This is a genomic window from Natrialba swarupiae (genome assembly GCF_008245225.1).
Taxonomy (GTDB): domain Archaea; phylum Halobacteriota; class Halobacteria; order Halobacteriales; family Natrialbaceae; genus Natrarchaeobius; species Natrarchaeobius swarupiae.
The window spans coordinates 1-19,676 of sequence record NZ_VTAW01000041.1 but is presented as its reverse complement, the minus strand read 5'-3'; the positions used below and the strand labels follow the sequence as shown (position 1 = coordinate 19,676).

The 19,676-nt window shown below is 64.6% G+C and carries 21 protein-coding genes; 5 read left to right on the top strand and 16 right to left on the bottom strand.

The genetic code is table 11. The features are described 5' to 3' along the window. The first annotated feature begins 111 nt into the window (after positions 1 to 111). Positions 112 to 744: a DUF4013 domain-containing protein gene (locus FYC77_RS18715; protein WP_149083021.1), complete on the top strand. Its 633-nt coding sequence runs from the start codon at positions 112 to 114 to the stop codon at positions 742 to 744. A gap of 12 nt (positions 745 to 756) precedes the next feature. Here the strand turns inward: FYC77_RS18715 and FYC77_RS18710 are convergent, their stop codons facing one another. The 8 genes from FYC77_RS18710 to FYC77_RS18675 form a co-directional block, all read right to left on the bottom strand. Then, a complete protein-coding gene (locus FYC77_RS18710) occupies positions 757 to 1,728 on the bottom strand; it encodes a phosphoadenosine phosphosulfate reductase family protein (protein ID WP_149083020.1) in 972 nt (323 codons plus the stop codon). 348 nt (positions 1,729 to 2,076) lie between these two features. Then, positions 2,077 to 3,186 carry a non-hydrolyzing UDP-N-acetylglucosamine 2-epimerase gene (gene wecB, locus FYC77_RS18705; protein WP_149083019.1) on the bottom strand — a complete coding sequence of 370 codons (1,110 nt, stop codon included), beginning with the start codon at positions 3,184 to 3,186 and terminating at the stop codon, positions 2,077 to 2,079. 694 nt (positions 3,187 to 3,880) lie between these two features. Next, positions 3,881 to 4,462, bottom strand: a complete 582-nt coding sequence (locus FYC77_RS18700; RefSeq protein WP_149083018.1) for a DUF7110 family protein — start codon at positions 4,460 to 4,462, stop codon at positions 3,881 to 3,883. A 159-nt stretch (positions 4,463 to 4,621) separates the two neighbouring features. Then, positions 4,622 to 4,966, bottom strand: coding sequence for a glutaredoxin family protein (locus FYC77_RS18695; protein ID WP_149083017.1), 345 nt, complete (start codon positions 4,964 to 4,966; stop codon positions 4,622 to 4,624). A gap of 123 nt (positions 4,967 to 5,089) precedes the next feature. Then, positions 5,090 to 6,709 carry a class I adenylate-forming enzyme family protein gene (locus FYC77_RS18690; RefSeq protein WP_149083016.1) on the bottom strand — a complete coding sequence of 540 codons (1,620 nt, stop codon included), beginning with the start codon at positions 6,707 to 6,709 and terminating at the stop codon, positions 5,090 to 5,092. Further along, entirely contained in the window at positions 6,706 to 7,794 is a 1,089-nt protein-coding gene (locus FYC77_RS18685; RefSeq protein ID WP_149083015.1) for a mandelate racemase/muconate lactonizing enzyme family protein, read from the bottom strand. The genes FYC77_RS18690 and FYC77_RS18685 overlap by 4 nt, the downstream gene beginning before the upstream one ends. Continuing rightward, on the bottom strand, positions 7,791 to 8,735 hold the full coding sequence (locus FYC77_RS18680) for a 1,4-dihydroxy-2-naphthoate polyprenyltransferase (RefSeq protein WP_149083014.1): 945 nt from the start codon (positions 8,733 to 8,735) through the stop codon (positions 7,791 to 7,793). Before FYC77_RS18680 ends, FYC77_RS18685 begins: the two co-directional genes overlap by 4 nt. A 328-nt stretch (positions 8,736 to 9,063) precedes the next feature. After that, entirely contained in the window at positions 9,064 to 9,315 is a 252-nt protein-coding gene (locus tag FYC77_RS18675) for an MTH865 family protein (protein ID WP_149083013.1), read from the bottom strand. A 140-nt stretch (positions 9,316 to 9,455) separates the two neighbouring features. Between FYC77_RS18675 and FYC77_RS18670 the strand changes: the two genes are divergently transcribed. Then, complete coding sequence (locus tag FYC77_RS18670; protein ID WP_149083012.1) at positions 9,456 to 9,845, top strand: CopG family transcriptional regulator; 390 nt, start codon at positions 9,456 to 9,458, stop codon at positions 9,843 to 9,845. 45 nt (positions 9,846 to 9,890) lie between these two features. On the opposite strand, the gene FYC77_RS18665 is transcribed toward FYC77_RS18670, so the two are convergent. From FYC77_RS18665 to FYC77_RS18645, 5 genes are all read right to left on the bottom strand, one after another. Next, on the bottom strand, positions 9,891 to 11,567 hold the full coding sequence (locus FYC77_RS18665) for a cobyric acid synthase (RefSeq protein ID WP_149083011.1): 1,677 nt from the start codon (positions 11,565 to 11,567) through the stop codon (positions 9,891 to 9,893). An 82-nt stretch (positions 11,568 to 11,649) separates the two neighbouring features. Continuing rightward, positions 11,650 to 11,862 carry a hypothetical protein gene (locus tag FYC77_RS18660; protein WP_149083010.1) on the bottom strand — a complete coding sequence of 71 codons (213 nt, stop codon included), beginning with the start codon at positions 11,860 to 11,862 and terminating at the stop codon, positions 11,650 to 11,652. A 95-nt stretch (positions 11,863 to 11,957) separates the two neighbouring features. Beyond that, positions 11,958 to 13,478, bottom strand: a complete 1,521-nt coding sequence (locus tag FYC77_RS18655; protein WP_238387037.1) for a hypothetical protein — start codon at positions 13,476 to 13,478, stop codon at positions 11,958 to 11,960. After that, positions 13,475 to 14,230, bottom strand: coding sequence for an ABC transporter ATP-binding protein (locus FYC77_RS18650; protein WP_149083009.1), 756 nt, complete (start codon positions 14,228 to 14,230; stop codon positions 13,475 to 13,477). The genes FYC77_RS18655 and FYC77_RS18650 overlap by 4 nt, the downstream gene beginning before the upstream one ends. A gap of 107 nt (positions 14,231 to 14,337) precedes the next feature. Then, positions 14,338 to 15,027, bottom strand: coding sequence for a cob(I)yrinic acid a,c-diamide adenosyltransferase (locus FYC77_RS18645; RefSeq protein WP_149083008.1), 690 nt, complete (start codon positions 15,025 to 15,027; stop codon positions 14,338 to 14,340). A gap of 128 nt (positions 15,028 to 15,155) precedes the next feature. Between FYC77_RS18645 and FYC77_RS18640 the strand changes: the two genes are divergently transcribed. After that, positions 15,156 to 15,518 (top strand): winged helix-turn-helix domain-containing protein, encoded by a 363-nt coding sequence (locus FYC77_RS18640; RefSeq protein WP_149083007.1) that lies wholly within the window; start codon positions 15,156 to 15,158, stop codon positions 15,516 to 15,518. 74 nt (positions 15,519 to 15,592) lie between these two features. Here the strand turns inward: FYC77_RS18640 and msrA are convergent, their stop codons facing one another. Together msrA and FYC77_RS18630 are read right to left on the bottom strand one after the other, a co-directional pair. Next, positions 15,593 to 16,126 (bottom strand): peptide-methionine (S)-S-oxide reductase MsrA, encoded by a 534-nt coding sequence (gene msrA / locus FYC77_RS18635; protein ID WP_149083006.1) that lies wholly within the window; start codon positions 16,124 to 16,126, stop codon positions 15,593 to 15,595. A gap of 79 nt (positions 16,127 to 16,205) precedes the next feature. Beyond that, on the bottom strand, positions 16,206 to 16,868 hold the full coding sequence (locus tag FYC77_RS18630; RefSeq protein ID WP_149083005.1) for a 2,5-diamino-6-(ribosylamino)-4(3H)-pyrimidinone 5'-phosphate reductase: 663 nt from the start codon (positions 16,866 to 16,868) through the stop codon (positions 16,206 to 16,208). 336 nt (positions 16,869 to 17,204) lie between these two features. On the opposite strand from FYC77_RS18630, the gene FYC77_RS18625 reads away from it, so the two are divergent. Together FYC77_RS18625 and FYC77_RS18620 are read left to right on the top strand one after the other, a co-directional pair. Beyond that, positions 17,205 to 17,807 (top strand): hypothetical protein, encoded by a 603-nt coding sequence (locus FYC77_RS18625; RefSeq protein ID WP_149083004.1) that lies wholly within the window; start codon positions 17,205 to 17,207, stop codon positions 17,805 to 17,807. A 38-nt stretch (positions 17,808 to 17,845) separates the two neighbouring features. Then, positions 17,846 to 18,307 (top strand): DUF4870 domain-containing protein, encoded by a 462-nt coding sequence (locus FYC77_RS18620; protein WP_149083003.1) that lies wholly within the window; start codon positions 17,846 to 17,848, stop codon positions 18,305 to 18,307. 29 nt (positions 18,308 to 18,336) lie between these two features. On the opposite strand, the gene sufD is transcribed toward FYC77_RS18620, so the two are convergent. Further along, on the bottom strand, positions 18,337 to 19,551 hold the full coding sequence (gene sufD / locus FYC77_RS18615; protein ID WP_149083002.1) for a Fe-S cluster assembly protein SufD: 1,215 nt from the start codon (positions 19,549 to 19,551) through the stop codon (positions 18,337 to 18,339). Positions 19,552 to 19,676 lie beyond the last annotated feature (125 nt).

Here is a 19,676-nt window from a genome sequence, read left to right as displayed (position 1 = left end):
AGCCAAAACAGCCATCACAATGGAGGTGTCAACTGAAGCTACCAGAGGCGAACTCTAGACGACTTTGGGACGGGACCAAGTATAACAAGCCGGGAGTGACCAGAGTTCGTCATGAGAGAGGCGCTCGGCTACCCGACTCGGGGCGAACACGCCGAAAAAGCCCTGCTCTCGGCGTGGCTCTGCGTTCTCGTCCACTCGATCGTGATCCCGGTCGTAACGCTCGTTCCGCTGCTTGGCTACGCCGCGACGATCCTCGCGGACGAGAACGACGAGCCACCGTCGTTTCTCGAGCGCGCACTCGTGGGCCGGAGTCTCGGAGCGACGGTACTCGTCGTCGGTTACGGCGTCGTTCCCGTCGGGACCGCACTCGTCGCGATCCTGTTGTTGACGGGCGGCGACCAGCCGCCGACGGACGCCGACGCCCTCTTCGTTCTCGTCGGGTCGACCGCGGTCCTGGCCATGCTCGCCGCGTACGCGTACCTCGTACCGATCGCACTCGCGAACTACGTTCGAGCCGGCTCGCTCCGTGCGGGATGTACGGGGCTCGGAGCGGTAGCCGGCGATGCCGTCTACTTCGTCGGCTGGGCGTCGGGAGCGATCGTGCTCCTCGTCGGTGTCGGCATCGCGGGAGCGTTCGTCGATCTCGGCGGCATATTCGCCGTCGCCGGCTCGTTCGTCGGTGCCTACGCGGCTCTCATTGCCAGCCGACGGGTCGGTCGCGGATACGCCGCCGCGACGGAGTAAACCCGCTGGTGACTACATGTAACCGAGGTCGCGAAGTCGCTCCATCAGGTCCTCTTTGTCCTGGGCGCGGCCGGCACGCTCGGTCGTTCCCTCGAGATCCTGCAGCCACGCGGGATCCTCGTCGCTCTTTTCCGTGCTGATCTCGCTGCCGAGCGACCGGAATCCGGCGAAGTACTTCGGGGAGACGGGGATGTCGTCTTGAGTGAGATCGTTCGGCAAGTCGTCGTCGCTCTGGGGGACGTAGCCGCCGTCGGGGAACTCCGCGACGGTGTCGGGGACGACGAAGTTCCAGAACGCCTCCCACACCGCGGCCTCGTCGAACTGGAGGATCGGCTGGACCCGATCGTGGGGCGGGTAGATGTCCGGATCGTGTCGCGGGGAGAAAAACGTCTCGTCCGCGCGGGCCTCCTGTTCGTCCCAGCGGACGCCCGAGATGACGCCGTCGACGTCGTACTCCTCTAAGGCGTCGTTGAGCGCGACCGTCTTCAGCAGGTGGTTGCCCGCGTAGGTGTCGAGCAGGAACGGGAACGTCTCTTCTTCGTACTCGAGGATGTTCTCGACGTGGTGGCGGTTGTGGTCGCCGAGTTCGTCGACGGGGATGTCGTCGCCGGGCTCGAGGTCGTTCTCGCCGACGTACTGGCCGATGTCTTCGTTGCGCGCGTAGATCACGTCGAGATCCCACTCGTCGGCCCACCGGTCGACGAAGTCGTGGATCGCGTCGAAATGCTGGTAGTGGTCGATGAAGATCGCCGGCGGGACCTCGAGGTCGTACTGCTCTGCGACCTCCTTTACGAAGTAGAGCACGAGCGTGGAGTCTTTCCCGCCGGTCCACATGACGGCCGGGTTCTCGTATTGCTCGAGTCCGTCCCGCGTGACCTCGATCGCCTTCTCGATCTTGTCGTTGATGTGTTGGTAGTCGACTGGATCTTCGCCGTCGCCGTCGTCGTAGTCGACGTCGACGTACTCTGGGAAGTTCGTTGGCATCGTCGTGTAATTAGATATAATTACCATATTTAAACCGTTTGGGAGACCGGAAACCTCTGACGGAAGCTGAGATCGGCCCCATCCGGTGGCGACGTCGAGGCACTAAGCCGGCCGAGTGTTCGGACGGCCGACTGTCCCGAGTTATCGTACGTCTCGAGCCGTCTCGATGGGTTTCCCGTCGGTCGTTCGAGCATCGGGTCCAGCCGTCGTGTGAGTGTGTGGCGCAGAGTCACCAAAGTGGGATCTCGATCGCCGAGACAGGCTCCGGCGATATTGGTGACTACCGAAACGGCGAGGATCTCCAGGCAGACGATCTCGCCGGTCGAATCGGATCGACCGTGTCGCCGATCAGTCGAGCGTCGGCGCTTCGAACGGTCGCTCGGGTTCGTCCACGTCGAGACCGCACTGGAGCAGGCGGACGATCCGGTCAGCCGCGGTTCCGTCCCCGTAGGGGTGTGGGCTCGATTCCGGCGTCCAGTCCTCGCGAAGCCCCGCACGAATCGCGTCAGGATCGGCACCGACGAGTCTGTTCCACCCGCAGTCGACGGTCTCGACCCACTCGGTCTCCGCCCGTAGCGTGAGACAGCGCGTGCCGAGGAAGAACGCCTCCTTCTGAACGCCGCCGGAATCCGTCGCGACGCGCTCGGCGGCGTCGAGCAGTCGGACGAAGTCGAGATAGCCCTGGGGTTCGATCACCTCGAGTTCGTCCGTCGCACGAGCCCAGAGTCCGTACTCCCGCAGACGACCGACCGTTCGTGGGTGTGCGGGGAAGACGACGGGAAGCGGTGCGTCGGCGAGTCCGTCGAGGATCCTCGTAAGTGTCGATCGATCGTCGGTATTTCCGGCGCGGTGGACCGTCGCCAGAACGAACTCGTTCTCGTTGACCTCGAGATCGTCGAGGATCGTCGACCGGCGTCGTGATCGCTCCCGCGCGTCGAGGATTGCGTCGTACATGACGTCGCCGGTCCAGTGGACGCCCGCCGTAATTCCCTCGTTCTCGAGGTTTGCTACCGCGGCCTCACTCGGCGCGAAACAGAGCTCCGAGGCGTGGTCGGTCAGCACCCGGTTTACCTCCTCGGGCATCGCCCAGTTATCGCTTCGCAGTCCCGCCTCGACGTGTGCGACGGTGACGTCGCGTTTCGAGCCGACGATCGCCCCCGCGAGCGTCGAGTTGGTATCGCCGTAGAGCAACAGGACGTCGGGCTGTGTCTCCTCGATGACCGGCTCGAGCGCCGCGATCATCATTGCCGTCTGGCGGCCGTGTGTGTCTGACTCGACGCCGAGATGGTACTCCGGCTCCGGAATGTCCAATTCCTCGAAGAAGACGTCTGAGAGTTCCTCGTCGTAGTGTTGGCCCGTGTGAACGAGAATCTCTTCGCCGGCCTCGCGGAGTTTCCGGGAGACGACCGCCGCTTTGACGAACTGCGGGCGAGCACCGACGATCGAACACACTCGCATCAGCGGCTCCACCTCCGACCCTCGACACCGTGGATCCCCGCCTCACTGGTCAACCGTAATGCCGTGTCCGCGGACAGCCCGCTCACGGTCACGGACGCGTTCCGATCCACCTCGAACGCTGAAACGGCGGGACCGACTCGGCGATTGGAGGGCAAAGAGCGGTCAGAGCGGAGACGCCACACGCGCGATCACCTCGTAGTTCATGGCAGTCACCCGTTCTAGAACGGAGTATATCGTTATCTGGCTGTTACCCGAACGTTCGCGTCGACGACACGCTTTTCGGGTCGACGGGGTCACGAAACCGACAGGGACGCGCCGCCGTCGGTGAAAATGGTGGCGATACTGACGACTCTCACCGACGCGATGATAGCACGTCCGCGTCGCAGTAGTCGGTTCCGTCGATTCGTTAGGCGGTCGTTCCACCGTCTCCGGCGGCGTTACGTACCTCTTTCTCGTAGGAATCGTCTCGGTTTCTCGTCCGCCCTCGAGCCGTGCGCTGTCGGCTATTGCTTTGGCAAGCCTGCACTGCAGGGTCGAATGCGGTGGTGTGGTTCGAGTCGACCCTGTAGTCGACGCTTGTCGGGGGACTAGCCAGCGGTCCGATACTGACGCGACTCGAACACGGCTACCGCCTTGAGGACAGTCGACGCTCGAGGCTGGTCGACCGAGATGGCGGCCGGGAAGAAGTAGTCGGTTAGTCGGTGATGAACTTGTTGTCCCGCCAGTTGACGCCGGAATCGCCGGAGCCGTGATCGCGGGGTCCCTCGACAACTTCGATGTTCGCGGGACGTGGCTCTCCCTCGACGATTCGGGTCGCCTCGAGGTCGCCGTCGTGTTCCGAGATCGCAGTCAGCGTTCCCTTCTCGGCGGCTTCGGCGATCTCACAGAGGACGAGGAACATCTCGTACTGGAGCAACGAGTTCTGGAGAACGGTCTCGCGGTCGCCTTTGAACGCCGCGAACTCGACGAGTTCGGACTCGATCTCGTCTTCTTCTTCTTCGTCCCAGCGGAAGGAGTTTCGTCGCTCGTCGGGATCTTCTTCGTACACCCTGTTTTCGGTGACGCTGGCTTTGAGCTGTGCGCTCGGGGTGTACTTGCTGACCGACTGGTCCTCGGCGACCGCTTTGAGAATGAGCGTGTTGTTTCGCCGCGTGATCTCCACGTCGTCGATCCCGTCTGGGAACGCCGCATCGTCGATATGCTCGCGAAGATCTTCGAGCGGCAGTTCGAGCGTCGAGTGCAACCGATATACGTGTCTGGAATCCTCTGTTGACATAGTGGGGAAGGTGTGCGACGACAGCGTTCGTACTCCCAGTACGGGCGCGTGACTTATATGATCTGCTATTAACTACGTGTCCTTTCCCCCCGGATAAATTCAACACTGCCGCTCGGGGAGCTTTTCTTCGAGCGCGGGAGACTGCGACGGCGCGAATCGTTACTCGGCGTCGAGCGTCTCGGCCAGTTCGTCGCGCTCCTCGAGTTCCACGAGAATATCCGATCCGCCGACGAACTCACCGTCGACGAACGTCTGTGGGATCGTCTCCCAGCCGCTGTGTTCCTCGAGGGCCACGCGATACTCGTCGAGGGACTCGAGAACGTCGACCGTCTCGTACTCGTCGCGGTACTGGTCGATCAACCCGAGCGCGCGCCGGGAGTAGCCACACTGGGGCATCAGTTCCGTCCCCTTCATGAAGAGGACGACGTCGTTGTCCGCGAGTACCGATTCGACCTGTTCGTCGACCTCCTCCTGATCGAGGCCCTGGTTCGGTGGGAAGTCCATGTCTACCCATACGACCGTCGACGGGATAGGCCTTACCTTGTCACACATCGCTGTCCACGTTACCATCACTGGTCTCGATACCGTCACAGATGATCGGGGGTTCGCCAGTATCGAGTGACCGTATCAGGACCGATCCGTCACGTCGATACCGTCCGCGAGCAGTCTCTTACGCACTGCAGTCCGGTCGATCGTTCCCGACGGCGTCCGCGGGAGCGACTCGACGACGGCGACCGTCTTCGGTCGTTTGAAGCCCGCGAGGCGATCAACGCAATGATCGAGTACTGCGTGGACGTCGAACTCGTCGGTGCCAGCGGCCGGCACGACGAGCGCCGAGACGCGCTCGCCCCACACCTCGTCTTCGACCCCGACGACCGCCGCGTCGTCGACGCTCGGGTGGGCTCGAAGCGCGTCGACCACTTCGCCGGGATCGACGTTCTCGCCGCCCGTAACGATCCGATCGCTCCTACGGTTGAGAACCCACAACCGGCCGCCGTCGTCCCTGTAGCCGACGTCGCCGGTGTGAAGGCCCCTCTCGGAGAACGCACCCTCGGTGTGGGCCGACTCGAGGTACCCTGGCGTCACCGTCGGCCCCGAGACGACGAGTTCGCCCGCTTCCCCCGCGGTGACGGGTGTTCCCTCGTCGTCGACGATCGAGACGTCGGTAGTGACGAGCGGCCGGCCGACCGTCCCCTCGTATTCAGCCGTCTCCTCGGGCGTCGCGGTCGCGATCTGTGAGGCCGTCTCGGTCATGCCGTAGGTCGGGTGGACCGGAACGCCGGCTTCGCGACAGCGCTCGAGCAGGTCGTCGGTCGCCGGCGCACCGCCCAGCAGGACGAATCGAAGTGAGTCCGACGGCCCCCAGTCGTCCTCGAGCAGCCGTTTGCACATCGTCGGGACGAGCGAGACGCCGGTGATTCCGTACTCGTCGATCACGCGGGCGGTTGTGTCGGGTGAGAACTCCCGCTGGATCACGACCGTCGTCCCGTAGAGGACGGACCGAACGACGGGCGCCAGCCCGCCCATGTGATACATCGGGAGACAGCACAGCCACCGATCGGCGGGATCGACGCCGAGGCGGAACGCGGAGGCCGTCGCGCTAGCGACGAGGTTACCGACCGTCAGGCACACGCCCTTCGGCTCCCCGGACGTCCCCGAAGTGAACATGATCAGGTGGGTTCGGTCGCGCTCGAGGGGAACCGGCGTTACTTTCCCGTCGCCACGACCGCTCGCTCTCGAGGCGGCGTCCGCGCCCCTTTCTGCCTCGAGTGCCGACCGAATCGACGGTACTGCCTCGCGTTCTGACTCGTCGACGGAGACGACAGAGCAGTCTGCGACCTCGAGTGCGAGCGATTCGGTCGCCGACTCGCAGACGATCGCGTCCGGTTCGGTCCGCGAGACTTTCGACTCGAGTTCTGCGACGGTCTCGCGGACGTTCAACGGGACGACCGCGACGCCACGGCGCATGGCGGCGAAGTAGACCGCGGCGAACGCGACGCGGGTGTCCATCAGCACGCCGAGTCGGTTCTCGGGCTCGAACGACCCGGATCCGCTCGACTGTGCGATCGCACCCTCGAGTTCGGAGACGACGCGGTCGACACACCGGTCGAACTCGGCGTACGTCCACTCCGTTCTTGGGTCGGAGTCGCGGCCCTCGACGGCGACGACCGCCCTCGCATCGGGACTCGTCGAGGCACGATGCGAGAGGAGATCCCGCGTCGGCCACTCGAGCGAGACTCCGGTCACCGTTCCCACACCCCGTCGATACCCAGCCCTTTCGCCTGCGGAACGACGGCCGCCCCGTTCTCGATCAAGACGGGGTCCCGGCCGAGGTCCTCGGCGAGCAACTCGGCGGTCGCGAGCCCACAGGCGGGGATGCCGGGAATCGATGCCGCGAGGTGGATCGCTCCAGTGCGCGCAACGACGCCGTCGATCGTCGTCGTCACGATCGGCGTCAATCCGAGTTCGGTCACCCAGACCGCCATCTTTCGCGCCACGTCGATCCCGCCGAGCGCCATTGGTTTCAACACGACGGCGTCGGCCGCTCCTGCCTCACAGATCGCGTCGACGCCGTGTTCGAGCATCCCCTCGTCTACGGCGATCATCACGCCGTCGCTTCGCGCCCGGAGCGCGGCGTGGCCCTCGAGTGCGCCGGCCGGAAGCGGTTGCTCGAGCACCGAGAGCCCGATCTCGTCGAACGCCTCGAGGGCGGTCTCGGCCTCCTCGAAGGTCCAGGCCTCGTTGGCGTCCGCACGGAGTGTCACGCCGCTTCCGGTCGCCTCGCCGGCCCGGCGAACCCGTTCGACGTCCTCCTCGACGCTCCGGATCCCCACTTTCAGCTTGCAGGTCCCGAACCCACGGTCAGCGGCCTCACGAGTGTCGGCGGCGGTCTCCGACGGGGAACCGTCCCCGATCGTCGCGTTTACCGGCACGCGGCCGACCATCGGTCCCCGTCCGAGATACTGGTACAGCGGCGTCGCCTCTCGCCTGGCCTGGAGGTCGGCGAGCGCGAGCGAGACCGCGTGTCGAGCCGCGACCTGGCGGTCGACCGCCTCGAGGGCGGCGCTCGGACCGCCGCTGCGGATCGCCTCGCGCGCTCGCTCGAGAGCCGCCTCGCAGCCCGAGACGGACTCGGTCCAGCCGGCGAGCGGAGTCGCCTCGCCGTAGCCGACGGTCGCGTCGCCCGGACGTCCGTCGTCTTCCCCGCGCTCGTCGACGACTCTGATCAGAAATCCGTCCCGACTCTCGATTCGACCGTCGGCGGTCTCGAGCGGCGACGACAGCGGGAGCGAGAACGGACGGTACTCGAGAGCGAGTGTGGCGCCGGTCATGCAATCACCAGCCCGACCGCGAACAACAGCGCGTAGATCGCCAGGAGCTTGCCGGTCGCCTCGAGTGCGGGGTTGAGTGCTTCGCCGTCGGTTTTCGTTAGGATGGTCCGTGCGACCACCGCTGCGTAGGGGACGGAGACGAGCGGGAGCACGACACCGAGACCGAAGCCCTCGAGCCAGAACCAGACCGGAACGAGGTACGCCAACACGAGCAGGGCGACGTACTCGACGCGGCTCCAGCGGTAGCCGAGCCGAACTGCGAGCGTTCGTTTGCCGGCTTCGGCGTCGGTCTCCTTGTCGCGAACGTTGTTGACGACGATAATACAGGTCGAAATAGCTGCGATCGGGAGGCTGGCACCGAACGCCTCGAGGGTGATCGTACCGCCTGGAGCCGTTGTCGGGAATGCACCGACGGGAGCGACAGCCGCAGCCTGCACGTAGAAAGTCCCCATCACGGCGACGATCCCGAAGAAGACGAAGACGAACAGATCGCCGAGTCCGTGGTAGCCAAGCGGGTACGGCCCGCCGGTGTAGGCCCAGCCACAGAGGACGCTCACGAGTCCGATCACGAGAATCGGAAGCCCGCCGACGTAGACGAGGTAGGTCCCCGAGAGTATCGCGAGCCCGAACGTGACAATCGTCGCGAGTTTGACCCGCTCGGCGGAGATGATCCCCGCTTGCGTGACGCGGGTAAATCCCTCTCTGTCGTCGGTATCGGCACCCTTGATCGCGTCGTAGTAGTCGTTCGCGAAGTTCGTTCCTACCTGGATAAGAGCCGCACCGACGAACGCCATCAGCGCCGGCAACGGCGCGAAGACGCCCTCGGCCATCGCGAGACCCGTTCCGACGATGACCGGTGCAGCGGCCGCCGGCAACGTCTGCGGCCGGGCGGCCATCACCCAGGCCTTCGTCCGTGACATCTCGACCTCGGCCGTACTCATCGTTCGAGTGTCCGACTCGAGAGAGTGTCAACGTTGGCATTGCGGGCGCACACGACTGGCCTCTCGCGCGCTCGAGATCCCCTCGTGATACGGTTTACTGTCCCGATGGTCCGGCGAACCTACAGACTGGTCGCGACTTCGGCGGTCCTGACTGACAGGAAACCGTATGAGACGAAACTCGATTCCTGATCGAGCCTGCACCGGCGGTCAGTGATAAGGATTATCCTCGGAGTCCATCGTTCCCTCGGGAAGACCCAAGAGATGTCGCTGACGGCCAGGTCCTGGGATCGTCGAGTCGCGACGTTACTCCCTATGAGTACGGCAGAGGCTACAGTTCGCCCTGTTCGCTGAGATCCTCGATGATGTCGTCGACGAACGTCTCGACGTCGTCGTAGGGAAAATCACCGCCGGAGGTCTTCGTATTCAGTTCCATCGCCGTCATCGAGAAGTCGCCGGACTCGAACGTCGTCCCCGGTCCATCCGGGAGCGCGGGTACGAGATCCATCGGACTCGAGATCGGGTAGTCGGCACCTTCGAACGCGTCGATCATCTGGTCACGGAGTTCGTCTTCGTCTGTCATCGCGTCACTCACTTTTCCCCGATAAATAATAAATTTGTAGGTAGTTGGAACAGCGTTCGTCGTCATCGCCGGTATCGAATGTAGGTAGGCTGGAGTATTCTCCGAAACAATAATTAATGCGCGGTGTGGAATCTGGGCACATGGCGAAAGATACCGTCAGATACCCGGACGAGGTCGTCGAAGAGATCGACGCGCTCGTCGACGACGGTATGTTCGAGAGCAAATCCGAATTCTACCGCTTCTCCGCGGAGTACGTCCTCTCGTTGATCAACCCCGAACACGACGTCAAGACCTTCAACTTCGACGAGATCAAGACCGAACTCGATATCTCCGAGTCAGACCACGCACGAGCGCTCGGCACCGACGGCGGCACCTTCTTTCTCGACGCCGTGATCACCGTCCGGAAACAGGGATTACGGGGCAACTACGAGGCTGCCGAACGGTTCATCGACACCCACTACGACGCGACCGACCAGGAGTGTATCATCTTAGAGGAGTTGCTCGGAACGTACCGAGAACGGCCCGAGTGACTGCCCGTCGAACTCGGATCCTCCCCAGTGGTCGGCGTGCACTCGCTACTTGGTAGCGAACGGTTCGCCCAGCGTCTCGAGGTCGAGATGCTCGCCGACGAGCCTCGCCCCTCGAGCGTACGGCGTTCGATCGCCCAACTCGCGGTCGGTGGGCTCCGCAAAACCCACGCCGTGTGGACGCTCGACCCCTGCCTCGGCCGCGACACACTCGAGGAACGCCTTCCGGACGGCATCGTCGTCGAACAGGCCATGGAGATACGTCCCGAGAACGTTCCCGCGCGCCGCACTCGAGTCGCCAAGCGGACGGGAGACGTCCGCGCCATCGAGAACTCGCGTCCGGCCGGCGTGAATCTCGTACCCCGACGCGGTTCCGTCGGCTCCCGCGAGCAGCGGCGTCGCAGCTCCGTCGACCGGAACGGTGGTGCGTTCGAGCCGTTTCGCCGATCCGAACCTAGTCTCGACCGGGAGGAGGCCGATTCCGTCGACCGTTTCCGCGTCTCCGGTCCCCTCGAGGGAGGCGTTCGTGATCCGCTCGCCGAGCATCTGGTAGCCCCCACAGAGGCCGACGACCGGACCGTCGAACGACCGGAGGCGGTCGGCAAATCCCGACGCGTACAGTGCGTGCAGGTCGTCGACCGTGTTCTTTGTCCCGGGGATCACGACCGCGTCCGCGCCGACCCCCTCGAGCGGGTCGTCCCTGCCGGGAGGGTCGATCGACGTTCCTCCCCGTTCGTCTGCGTCCCCTCGACGGACCGGAACGAAGACCACCGAGACGCCCGGCTCGGCCGCGATCGCCTCGAGGTCCGTCGCATTCGAGAGTCGCGGGAGTCGAGGAACGGCGATCGTGATTCGTCGGTCGTCGGGGACCTCGTCGTCGTCGCCGAGAACCCCGCCGGTGTCGGCATCCGGGAGGGCGACGCTGTCCTCCTCGGGAAGCCCCGGATCGTCGTACGGGAGGACGCCGACGATCGGAACGCCGGTTTTCGATTCGATCTCGGCGATTCCGGGCTCGAGCAACGTCGGATCACCCCGGAACTTCGTGATGGCCGCACCGACCACCCGGTCGCGAATCCCCTCCGGCAGCAACTCGAGGGTACCATAGAGGCTCGCGAACGCGCCGCCGCGTTCGATGTCCACGAGCAACAGGATGTCGGCGTCGGCGAAGCGAGCGGTCTCGACGTTCGCCAGATCCCTGTCGTGGAGGTTGATCTCGGCGATGCTCCCCGCCCCCTCGGCGACGATCACGTCGTTGTCCGCCGCGAGTCGTCGGAAAGCAGCTTCGGCAGCCTCTCGAGCATCCTCCCAGTGATCATCGTAGTACGCCCCCGCCGAGAGGTGATCGCGGGCCACGCCGTCGATCACCAGCTGGCTCTCGCCGTCGCCGCGCGGTTTCAACAGGACGGGATTGCAGTCGGTCGTCGGCGTCGTCCGCGCCGCTCGAGCCTGGACGAACTGGGAGACGCCGATTTCGCCCCAGCGGTCGCTCGTGGATTCCCACCGGTCGGTACCGCTCGGGACCACGCGTTGTGTGGGGCCGTCGTGGTCGTCTCCGTCGCCTGGTCGATCGGGGCGGACGACGACTCGAGCGTTGTTGCTCATGTTCTGTGCCTTGAACGGCGCGACGTCGACGCCGCGGTCGGCGAGCAGGCGACAGAGGCCGGCGGTGACGGTCGACTTCCCGACGTGACTCGCCGTGCCGGCGACGAGGAGGGTCCGGGCCATTCGCGTGACTGTACTCGGGGGGCCTCGAGTATCGTCCTATCGGTTCGGCCGAACGTCCGACACCGCTGTCTGCGGATCGACGCTACTCTTCGTCGTCCTCGCGTTCCGGCGGGTCGCCGCCCTCGAAGACCACCTCCTCGCCGGGGTGGGGCTCGATGTGGCTCAGGATCTCGTGTGGCACGTAGCCGATGTTGTACCCCTGTTCGTCGTGGAGGACGATCCCTTCGTCGTACTCGCGGAAGTCGAAGCAGTTGATCTCCTCGTAGGTGTTTCCGGGTTTGTAGACGACTTTCATACAGGCGTCGTCGACACATCGCCCGTTCGCGCTGTGGCTTGCAGGTGAAAGGGATTTTCAGGATCGGTGACTGGACTCGCTGTGACGGGAGTCCGTTACCCCTCGAGGTGGCGTCGCTCCCACCGGGGACCCGCGCGACTCGAGAGGACGACTCCGACGCCGGCGAAGCCGAGACCCGCGACGGCGAGGACGCCGGCGACGGTCGGCGACGGCGGAACGACGACGAAGCCGGCGACCAGCGTCGGGACGAGCGCGACGGCGACGCCGGCGGTGAACGTCGCGAACCGGACGGCGTCGAAGAGGAACTCGTTGGGCGAGAAGCCGGCGAGGTAGACGGTGAGCCCGTAGTAGTACAACGCGTAGCCGCCGAGCAGCGCCGCGCCCACGACCGCGTCGAGAAGCGTCGCCTCGAACCAGACGACCGCAGCGAGGTAAGGGGCTCCGACGGTGGGAACGGCGACGAGGACGAACGCCGTCCGCTTGGCCCGAAACACGGCCTCGACGGAGACGGGGTAGACGAGATACGACTCGAGGGAATCGAACTCGGTGAGCCAGTTGTAGGTCGTAAACGCCGAGAGACCGAGGACGCCGCCGAAGAAGATTCCGGGCGACGGCTCGATGCCCGTGATGGCTGCGACGACGCCGACGAGCGCGGCCACGAGTGCGAGCAGGATGCCCGCCGAGACGAACGGTTTCCAGACGCCGCCCGACGACCGCGAGAGGTCGAGGAGCGTCTTCGCGACCAGCGCCTCGTCGCCGACCGGGAGTACGTCGTGTAGCCTGGCGAATCGGTCGCTCGCCGTCCGCGTCGGTCGAGCGTAGGTCGGATCGTACGCCCGGAGCGCCGCCGTCGAGACGGCGATCGTTGTCACGGCGACCGCGAGCGCCTCGAGGGCGGCGGTCGGAACGAGGAATCGCCCGACATGACCGCCGACGCCGGCGACCCACGCGCCCGCCGCGACGACGCCGATTCCAGCCAGAACGAGCCGGATCGGGACCCCACGACTCCGGGCGGCCACCAGTGCGACGGTGACCGCCATCCCGAACGCGAAGACCAGCGAGAGCGAGAGCCAGTAGCCGAGGACGGCGACCGGAACGGCGACGAGCGCCGATTCCGAACCCACGGCCAACGGACCAGATACGACCGGTGAGTCCGCTCCTCTCGCGAGTGGGACGGCACCCATCGCCATGGGTAACAGGATGACGGCCGCGTAGAACATGCCGTCTTTCAGGAGAAAGATCGCGAGCAGTCGCGTACGCGAAAGCGGGAGCGTCGCGGCCGTCGAGAGCACGAGCGAGAGCCGCCCGAACACGTTCTCGAGCATGTCCGACCCCGCAAACGCCGCGGTTCCGCTGTAGAGCCCGAAGCCGAGTGCGAGGACGTGACCCCAGCGAGCTACCGTCCCGGCGGCGGTGCCGGTCTCCGTGAGCGCGACCGACGCGGCGACCGCGAACCCGGCGACGACGACCGGAAAGAGGCCGAAGCGCCAGCCGCCGAACAGCCGCGTGTGGAGCCGCCACTCCTCGCGAGCGAGCGTCGTAAACAGTGTCCAGTTCGGCACAGAGCGGGATCCGCCCTGCTCCCGCCCGGCGGTCGTGCCGTCGCCTGCCGTCATGATTGAACCCGGTCGGCCACAGGGAGGTCTCGAGCACCGGCCTCGTCGACGTGCTCCAGGAAGACGTCGAGCAACGATCCGTCCTCGAGTCCCTCCTCGAGCGGGCGCTCGGCGACGATTTCGCCGTCGACGACGATGCCGACGCGGGAGCAGATCGATTCCGCGACGCCGATGTTGTGCGTCGAGACGAAGACGGCGTTGTCGTCGGCCGCATACTCGAGGAGGAACCGCTTGACCTGCTCCTGGACGAGCGGGTCGAGATTCGCCAGCGGTTCGTCGATGAGGACGACCTCGGGTTCGTGGACGAACGCCTGTGCGATCATCACCTTCTGCTGTTGACCCCGTGAGAGATCCGTATGAAGCGTCTCGAGTTTGTTCCGGAAGCCGAGTCGATCCGCCCACAGCTCGGTGCGTTCCGCGACGAACTCGGGGTCGAGGTCTCGAACGATCCCGACGAACTCGAGGTACTCTCGCGGCGTGAGGAAACTCGGCGGTGAGCCCTGCTCGGGCAGGATACCGACCCGGCTCCGCGTCTCGAGGGGATCGTCGGTCGGATCCGTCCCGAGGACACTGATCGTGCCGCTATCCGGCCGGATCTGGCCGGTCAGTGCACGAATCGTCGTCGTCTTCCCGGCCCCGTTCGGTCCCAGAAAGCCGAACAACTCCCCGCGTTCGACCGCAAAGTCCATTCCGTCGACCGCCTGGACGGTGCCGTACGACTTGTACACGTCGTCTACCCGGATGACGGTCATCGACTCGAACTGTTGTCAAGGCCTGGTAATAACTGTGCCGGCGGTCCGGCCGTCGCTGGACCCGTGGCCGTCGACCGGCTTCGTCGTGGCGTCGACTCAGGCGAGGCTCAGTACTCCGTCCCCCGCCGCGCCCGCTGGCCGTCCTCGATCGGGTGTTTCTCCTTGCGGACGTTCGTGATCAGGTCGGCCCGATCCGCGAGGTACGTCGGTTTCTCGTGGCTTCCGGAGAGAACGAGTTCGAGACGGTCCGGCTTCTCGTCGATCAACTCGAGGACGTCCTCCTCGCCGAGCAGTCCGCGGTCCGCGGCGTACAGCACTTCGTCGAGGACGAGCATGTGCACCCCGTCCTCGGGAGGCGCGTCGAGGTCGATCGGCTCATCGAGGGCTGCCTGCTCGGCGGCCGCGAGCAGTTCCTGGGCGCGCTCGAGCCCCGCCCGTGCCTGTCGTTCGTGGTCGGCTTCGTCGCTGCCGTCGGCCATCCCGTGCCAGCCGTAGTGGCCGAGGTTCTCGTAGCTGATCCCCGGCAGCGCGTCGATCGCGTTGTACTCGCCCCGGACCGCCTCGACGCTCGAGGCGCCGCCTTTCATGAACTGCAACACGTGAACGCGGTAGCCGTGACCGGCGGCGCGCATCCCCATGCCGAGCGTCGCGGTCGTCTTCCCCTTCCCGTCGCCCCACCAGACCTGGACGAGGCCGAACTCCTCCGGCGCGGCGGGTTCGATACGTTCCGGTTCGGGCGACCGGCCCCTGCCCGGCGTGTCCTCGAGAGTCGACTCCGGCGATTGATCGTCGTCCATGCGCGTCCAGTCGAGGCGATCGACCATGTAGCTGTCCGATCGCGATCCAACCGGAGTGGTGACGTCTCGACGATACACCCCCGACCAAACGGCTCTTTAGGGACCGACCCTAACTCGTTCGCACCGCTATGACACCCGACCGCTCCGTCGACGACTCGCCGGAGTTCGAGTCGGTAGCCGCCGCCCTGGACGATGGGGACTGTCGTCAGATCGTCTCCGTACTCGAGGAGCCGATGACCGTCGACGAGATCGCCACTCGAGCGGAGCTTCCACTCTCATCGACCTACCGAAAACTCGACCAGCTGACGAACGCCGGACTCGTCGACGAAGCCGCAGACGGCCGCCGCGGCCGGAATCGCAAATCCCGATACGTCGTCACGTTCGAGCGGATCGGCATCGAACTCGACGACGACCGGGAGTTTCGAGTCAGTGTCGAGCGAGCGAAAGACCACCTGTTGGCGCTCTGGTCCGAGGTTCGCCGAGAAGTGTAGGCCATGTCGTCAAAACTGGTTCCGGACGTCGACCGTCGAGGAGACAGCAAACCACCAGTGCCTTCGGGCAGTCGTTACTGGTCGGGGGCGACGTTCTCGGCGAACCGGTCGCGAACTTTCTCGACTTTCGGCGCTGCGTGCATCCGACAGTAGGCGTCGGTCGGGTTCTTCTCGAAGTAGTTCTGGTGGTACTCCTCGGCCTCGTAGAACGTCTCGAGCGGTTCGATCTCGGTGACGATCCCCTCGTAGACGCCCTCGGCCTCGAGTTCGTCGACGAACGCCGCTGCGGTCTCGAGTTGGTCGTCGTCGTGGGCGTAGATCGCCGAGCGGTACTGCGAACCGACGTCGGGACCCTCGCGGTTCAGCGTCGTCGGATCGTGGATCGTAAAGAAGACCTCGAGAAGGTCCGCGTAGGCAATCCGGCCGGGATCGTACTCGAGCTGGACGACCTCCGCGTGGCCCGTTCGGCCGGAACAGACCGCCTCGTACGTTGGATCTTCCGTCTCGCCGCCCGCGTAGCCGGAGGTGACCGACTCGACGCCCTCGAGTTCCTCGAAAGCCGCCTCGACACACCAGAAACAGCCGCCGCCGAACGTCGCAAGTTCCATGGTCGAACCTACGGCCCGCGCGAGCAAAGATGTGACGGGAGAATCCGATTGGTCGACGAGAAGCGATGAACGGTCTCGGTTAGCCGTCGGCTCGCCAGATGAGCAACGCACCGTCGTCGACGCGCTCGAGCGACTCGAGGGTAAGCGTCGGAAACTCCGCGACGAAGCCGTCGCCGTCGGCCAGCGTCGGCGCGTCGCGCCCGCCGATCACCGTCGGGCCGACAAACACCCGAAGCTCGTCGACCAGCCCGGCTTCGAACAGCGAGAAGATGAGTTCGCCGCCACCCTCGACCATGATCCGCTCGAGGCCAGCCGCCTCGAGCGCCGCGAACGCACGTAGGAGATCGACGCGGTCCTCACCCGCAGTCACCAGCTCCGCACGGTCTGCGAGATCCATCCGCCGGTCGACCGGTGCGGCCTCGCTCAGACAGACGTACGTCGACGCGGCGTCGTCGACGATTGCAGCGTCGGTCGGCGTCCGCCCCGTCGAGTCGACGACGATGCGGGCCGGCTGTTCGGGATCGCCCTGCTCGCGTCGGCGCTCACACAACTGCTCGTCTTTGACGGTGAGACTCGGATCGTCCGCCAGGACGGTGCCGACGCCGACGACGACGGCGTCGCTGTCGGCCCGGAGCCGATCGACGCGGGCGAAGTCCTTCTCGCCGCTGATCGCGATCTGCTCGCGGCGCCTCGAGGAGAGCTTGCCGTCCGCGCTCGTGGCCGCGTTGACGACGACGTGCATAGGGTGGCCTCCGTGGCGAATCCTAAAGAAAACTGGCTTCTGGATCGTTGTGGTCGTCGTTCGAACAAACCGACTGGCGATGGATCCTCGAGTGAGTGCAAAACACCGGTCAGTACCAGTACCACGTGTGCTCACTGCACTAAGTCCGCTCGACCGACAATCTTGTCAAAGATAGTATACGGTACTCCGTGTCAAAACCAGTCGTCGGCCGACTCCTCCGCTCGTTTCGTCGATGAACGGTTTCGATGAACAGTTTACGGCGCGAATCCGGGTTTGGTGTCCACCAAATCGGGAGCGGGATTTACGGTGTCGTCTCCAAAACGAGTTCTCGAAGCGATGACGGCCCTCCCCGACTGGATCGACGACCGACTCGATCCCGAATTGGACAAGAAACTCACCCAGCGCCACGTCGTCGAGACGATGCTCGACTCCGGACGTCCGTTCCTCTCGGCCGAACAGATCCGCGCCCGCGTCGACCCGGACGTAACCAAAGAGACGGTCCGAAACCGGCTCAACGAACTCCGGAGCATCGACGTCGTCGCTGCGGAGACGTATCCCGAGTCGATCACGCTGTACTACGTCGACCACCCCGAATCGAACTGGCCGCTGTCACCGGAAGACCGGCGAAAACTCGCTCACGAGACGCCCCTCGAGACGCTATCGCTGGGCGATTTCGTTCGGCTTCACAATCCCGCGGGGATCAGAGCGTTGGTGCTCGCGGGCTTCCAGTTGAGTCTGTTGTTGTTCTGTCTGGGAGCGATCGCGGCCGTTCTCGGGATCGATCCGACGGTCGGGAGCGAGAATGGCCTCTGGGAGGCGGCGGGAAACCTCTTTCTCGCCTGCTTGCTGTTGCTGTTTGCGGAGCGTGCCGCGCGTAAAATCCGTGCCGACGGACTGGAGGGATTGCTCCCCATCGGCCGAAGAGCCCCAGCGGAGTAACGAACGAACCAGTACACCAGTTACGAACGAGATTACCGATGACAACCGAACGAGACGTCCCGAACGCCGCATCGTCGACCGATCCCGGACCGGCGCTCCTCTCGGAGCGACCGTTGCTCGGCGTATTCGTCCACGTGATTGGTCTGTTCACCGGAATCGTGGGTCCAGGTCTCCTCTATCTGGTCTCGGACCGGGAGTTTACCCGCGCCAACGCCCGAAACGCCTTCAACTGGCAACTGTTGGTGTTTGCCGCCGGTCTGGTGGTGATGGCGTCCGTCTTCGGCTGGATACTCGCCGTCGAGTGGACGCCGATTCCGGACGTCATCGCACTTGGCTGGTTCCTGGTCATCTTCGTCGCGATGTTCGGGCTCGTGGCCGTTATCTTCCTGAACCTGATATTCCCCATTATCGCGACGGTGAAGGCGATTTTCGGTGGAGCGTGGGCGTATCCGCTCACACCGGATTTTCTCGCGTGGATCGCCTCGTACGTGGATCGGTAACGATGGAACGAGAAGCGAATCGAGGTTCGTTACGCTCGAGTTCGAAGCCGCGCGGCGACCAGGTCTTCGAGGTCCTCACGCAGTTCGTCGACGGCGATTTCCTCTAAGACGGGCACGAAGAAGCCCTCGACGAGCATGTTGCGCGCTTGTCGGTCCGGGATTCCGCGAGAGGTCATATAGAGCAAGTCCTCCTGGTCGATCTGGCCGACCGTTGCGGAGTGGCTGGCTTCGGTGTCGTGGTTGTTGATGATCAGCTTCGGCGAGGCGTCGGCCTCGGACTCGTCTGAGAGCATCAGCGTATTCTCGCGCTGGTAAGAGCTGGTGTCCCAGGCCTCACGACCGACGTCCTGGACGCCCTCGTAGACCGACCGGGCGACGTCGTCGGTGACGCCGCGGGTCACGAGATCCGCGGTGGTGTGCTCGGCGCGGTGCCAGACCTTCGCGTCGATGTCGAAGTGCTGGTCCTCGTGACCGTAGAAGGCCCCGACGATCTGCGTTTCGGAGCTGTCGCCGTTGAGTTCGGTCTCGACGCCCGACTTGGTTAACTGGGTGCCGAGATTGACCTCGATCCAGTCGATCGTGGCGTACGTCTCGGCGTTACCGCGTTTGAGCGCGAAGTTGTAGGCGTCCTTCGAGAGGTTCTGAAGGCTGCCGTACTGGACGTTGCTGTTCTCGCCGGCGACGATCTCGACGATACCGCTGTAGTACTGTTCGTCTTGCTGTTTACCGGTGGACTGGCGCTCGAGGATCGTCACGGAACTCGACTCCTCGGTGACGACGAGCGTGTAGTTGAACAGCGAGCGGGAGTTTTGCTCGGTGCGGATGGTGACGTCCTCGGCGTCGACTCCTTCGGGGACGTAGACGACGGTTCCGGTGCTAAACAGCGCCGTCGAGAGTGCAGTGAGGTAGTTCTCCTGGGGGTCGACGATGCTCCCGAAGTGGTCCTCGATGAGGTCTTCGTGCTCCTGAACTGCGTCGGCCCACGGGAGGACGTCGACCTCGTCGGGACCGACCTGATCCTTGTTCTCCGCTGCGTTCAGCGGATCCACGAGCGACTCGAAGTCGAGTTCGTGGAGGTTCGTCCAGTCCCGACCCGGCGTCCGAATGACGTCGGGCATGTCGAGTTCCTCGAGGGCCTCGAGGGCCTCGAGACGGGTCTCTAAGAGCCACTCGGGTTCGTCTAACTCGCCCGAAATTTGGCGTACCTGTTCCTCTGTCAGATTAGCGTGTACCTGCGTGCTCATATCAGATCTCGGGGTTATCCGAGGCTTCCCTCCATCTCGAGTTCGATTAAGCGATTCAGTTCGACCGCGTACTCGATGGGCAGCTCCTCCGTGATCGGCTCGATGAAGCCGGCGACGATCATCTT

What these genes read in the sequence shown, in the direction of transcription:
- FYC77_RS18715 (WP_149083021.1), top strand. Translation starts at nt 112, where the DNA reads ATGAGAGAGGCGCTCGGCTACCCGACTCGGGGCGAACACGCCGAAAAA.
- FYC77_RS18710 (WP_149083020.1), bottom strand. Translation starts at nt 1,728, where the DNA reads ATGCCAACGAACTTCCCAGAGTACGTCGACGTCGACTACGACGACGGC.
- wecB (WP_149083019.1), bottom strand. Translation starts at nt 3,186, where the DNA reads ATGCGAGTGTGTTCGATCGTCGGTGCTCGCCCGCAGTTCGTCAAAGCG.
- FYC77_RS18700 (WP_149083018.1), bottom strand. Translation starts at nt 4,462, where the DNA reads ATGTCAACAGAGGATTCCAGACACGTATATCGGTTGCACTCGACGCTC.
- FYC77_RS18695 (WP_149083017.1), bottom strand. Translation starts at nt 4,966, where the DNA reads ATGGACTTCCCACCGAACCAGGGCCTCGATCAGGAGGAGGTCGACGAA.
- FYC77_RS18685 (WP_149083015.1), bottom strand. Translation starts at nt 7,794, where the DNA reads ATGACCGGCGCCACACTCGCTCTCGAGTACCGTCCGTTCTCGCTCCCG.
- FYC77_RS18680 (WP_149083014.1), bottom strand. Translation starts at nt 8,735, where the DNA reads ATGAGTACGGCCGAGGTCGAGATGTCACGGACGAAGGCCTGGGTGATG.
- FYC77_RS18675 (WP_149083013.1), bottom strand. Translation starts at nt 9,315, where the DNA reads ATGACAGACGAAGACGAACTCCGTGACCAGATGATCGACGCGTTCGAA.
- FYC77_RS18670 (WP_149083012.1), top strand. Translation starts at nt 9,456, where the DNA reads ATGGCGAAAGATACCGTCAGATACCCGGACGAGGTCGTCGAAGAGATC.
- FYC77_RS18665 (WP_149083011.1), bottom strand. Translation starts at nt 11,567, where the DNA reads ATGGCCCGGACCCTCCTCGTCGCCGGCACGGCGAGTCACGTCGGGAAG.
- FYC77_RS18660 (WP_149083010.1), bottom strand. Translation starts at nt 11,862, where the DNA reads ATGAAAGTCGTCTACAAACCCGGAAACACCTACGAGGAGATCAACTGC.
- FYC77_RS18655 (WP_238387037.1), bottom strand. Translation starts at nt 13,478, where the DNA reads ATGACGGCAGGCGACGGCACGACCGCCGGGCGGGAGCAGGGCGGATCC.
- FYC77_RS18650 (WP_149083009.1), bottom strand. Translation starts at nt 14,230, where the DNA reads ATGACCGTCATCCGGGTAGACGACGTGTACAAGTCGTACGGCACCGTC.
- FYC77_RS18645 (WP_149083008.1), bottom strand. Translation starts at nt 15,027, where the DNA reads ATGGACGACGATCAATCGCCGGAGTCGACTCTCGAGGACACGCCGGGC.
- FYC77_RS18640 (WP_149083007.1), top strand. Translation starts at nt 15,156, where the DNA reads ATGACACCCGACCGCTCCGTCGACGACTCGCCGGAGTTCGAGTCGGTA.
- msrA (WP_149083006.1), bottom strand. Translation starts at nt 16,126, where the DNA reads ATGGAACTTGCGACGTTCGGCGGCGGCTGTTTCTGGTGTGTCGAGGCG.
- FYC77_RS18630 (WP_149083005.1), bottom strand. Translation starts at nt 16,868, where the DNA reads ATGCACGTCGTCGTCAACGCGGCCACGAGCGCGGACGGCAAGCTCTCC.
- FYC77_RS18625 (WP_149083004.1), top strand. Translation starts at nt 17,205, where the DNA reads ATGACGGCCCTCCCCGACTGGATCGACGACCGACTCGATCCCGAATTG.
- FYC77_RS18620 (WP_149083003.1), top strand. Translation starts at nt 17,846, where the DNA reads ATGACAACCGAACGAGACGTCCCGAACGCCGCATCGTCGACCGATCCC.
- sufD (WP_149083002.1), bottom strand. Translation starts at nt 19,551, where the DNA reads ATGAGCACGCAGGTACACGCTAATCTGACAGAGGAACAGGTACGCCAA.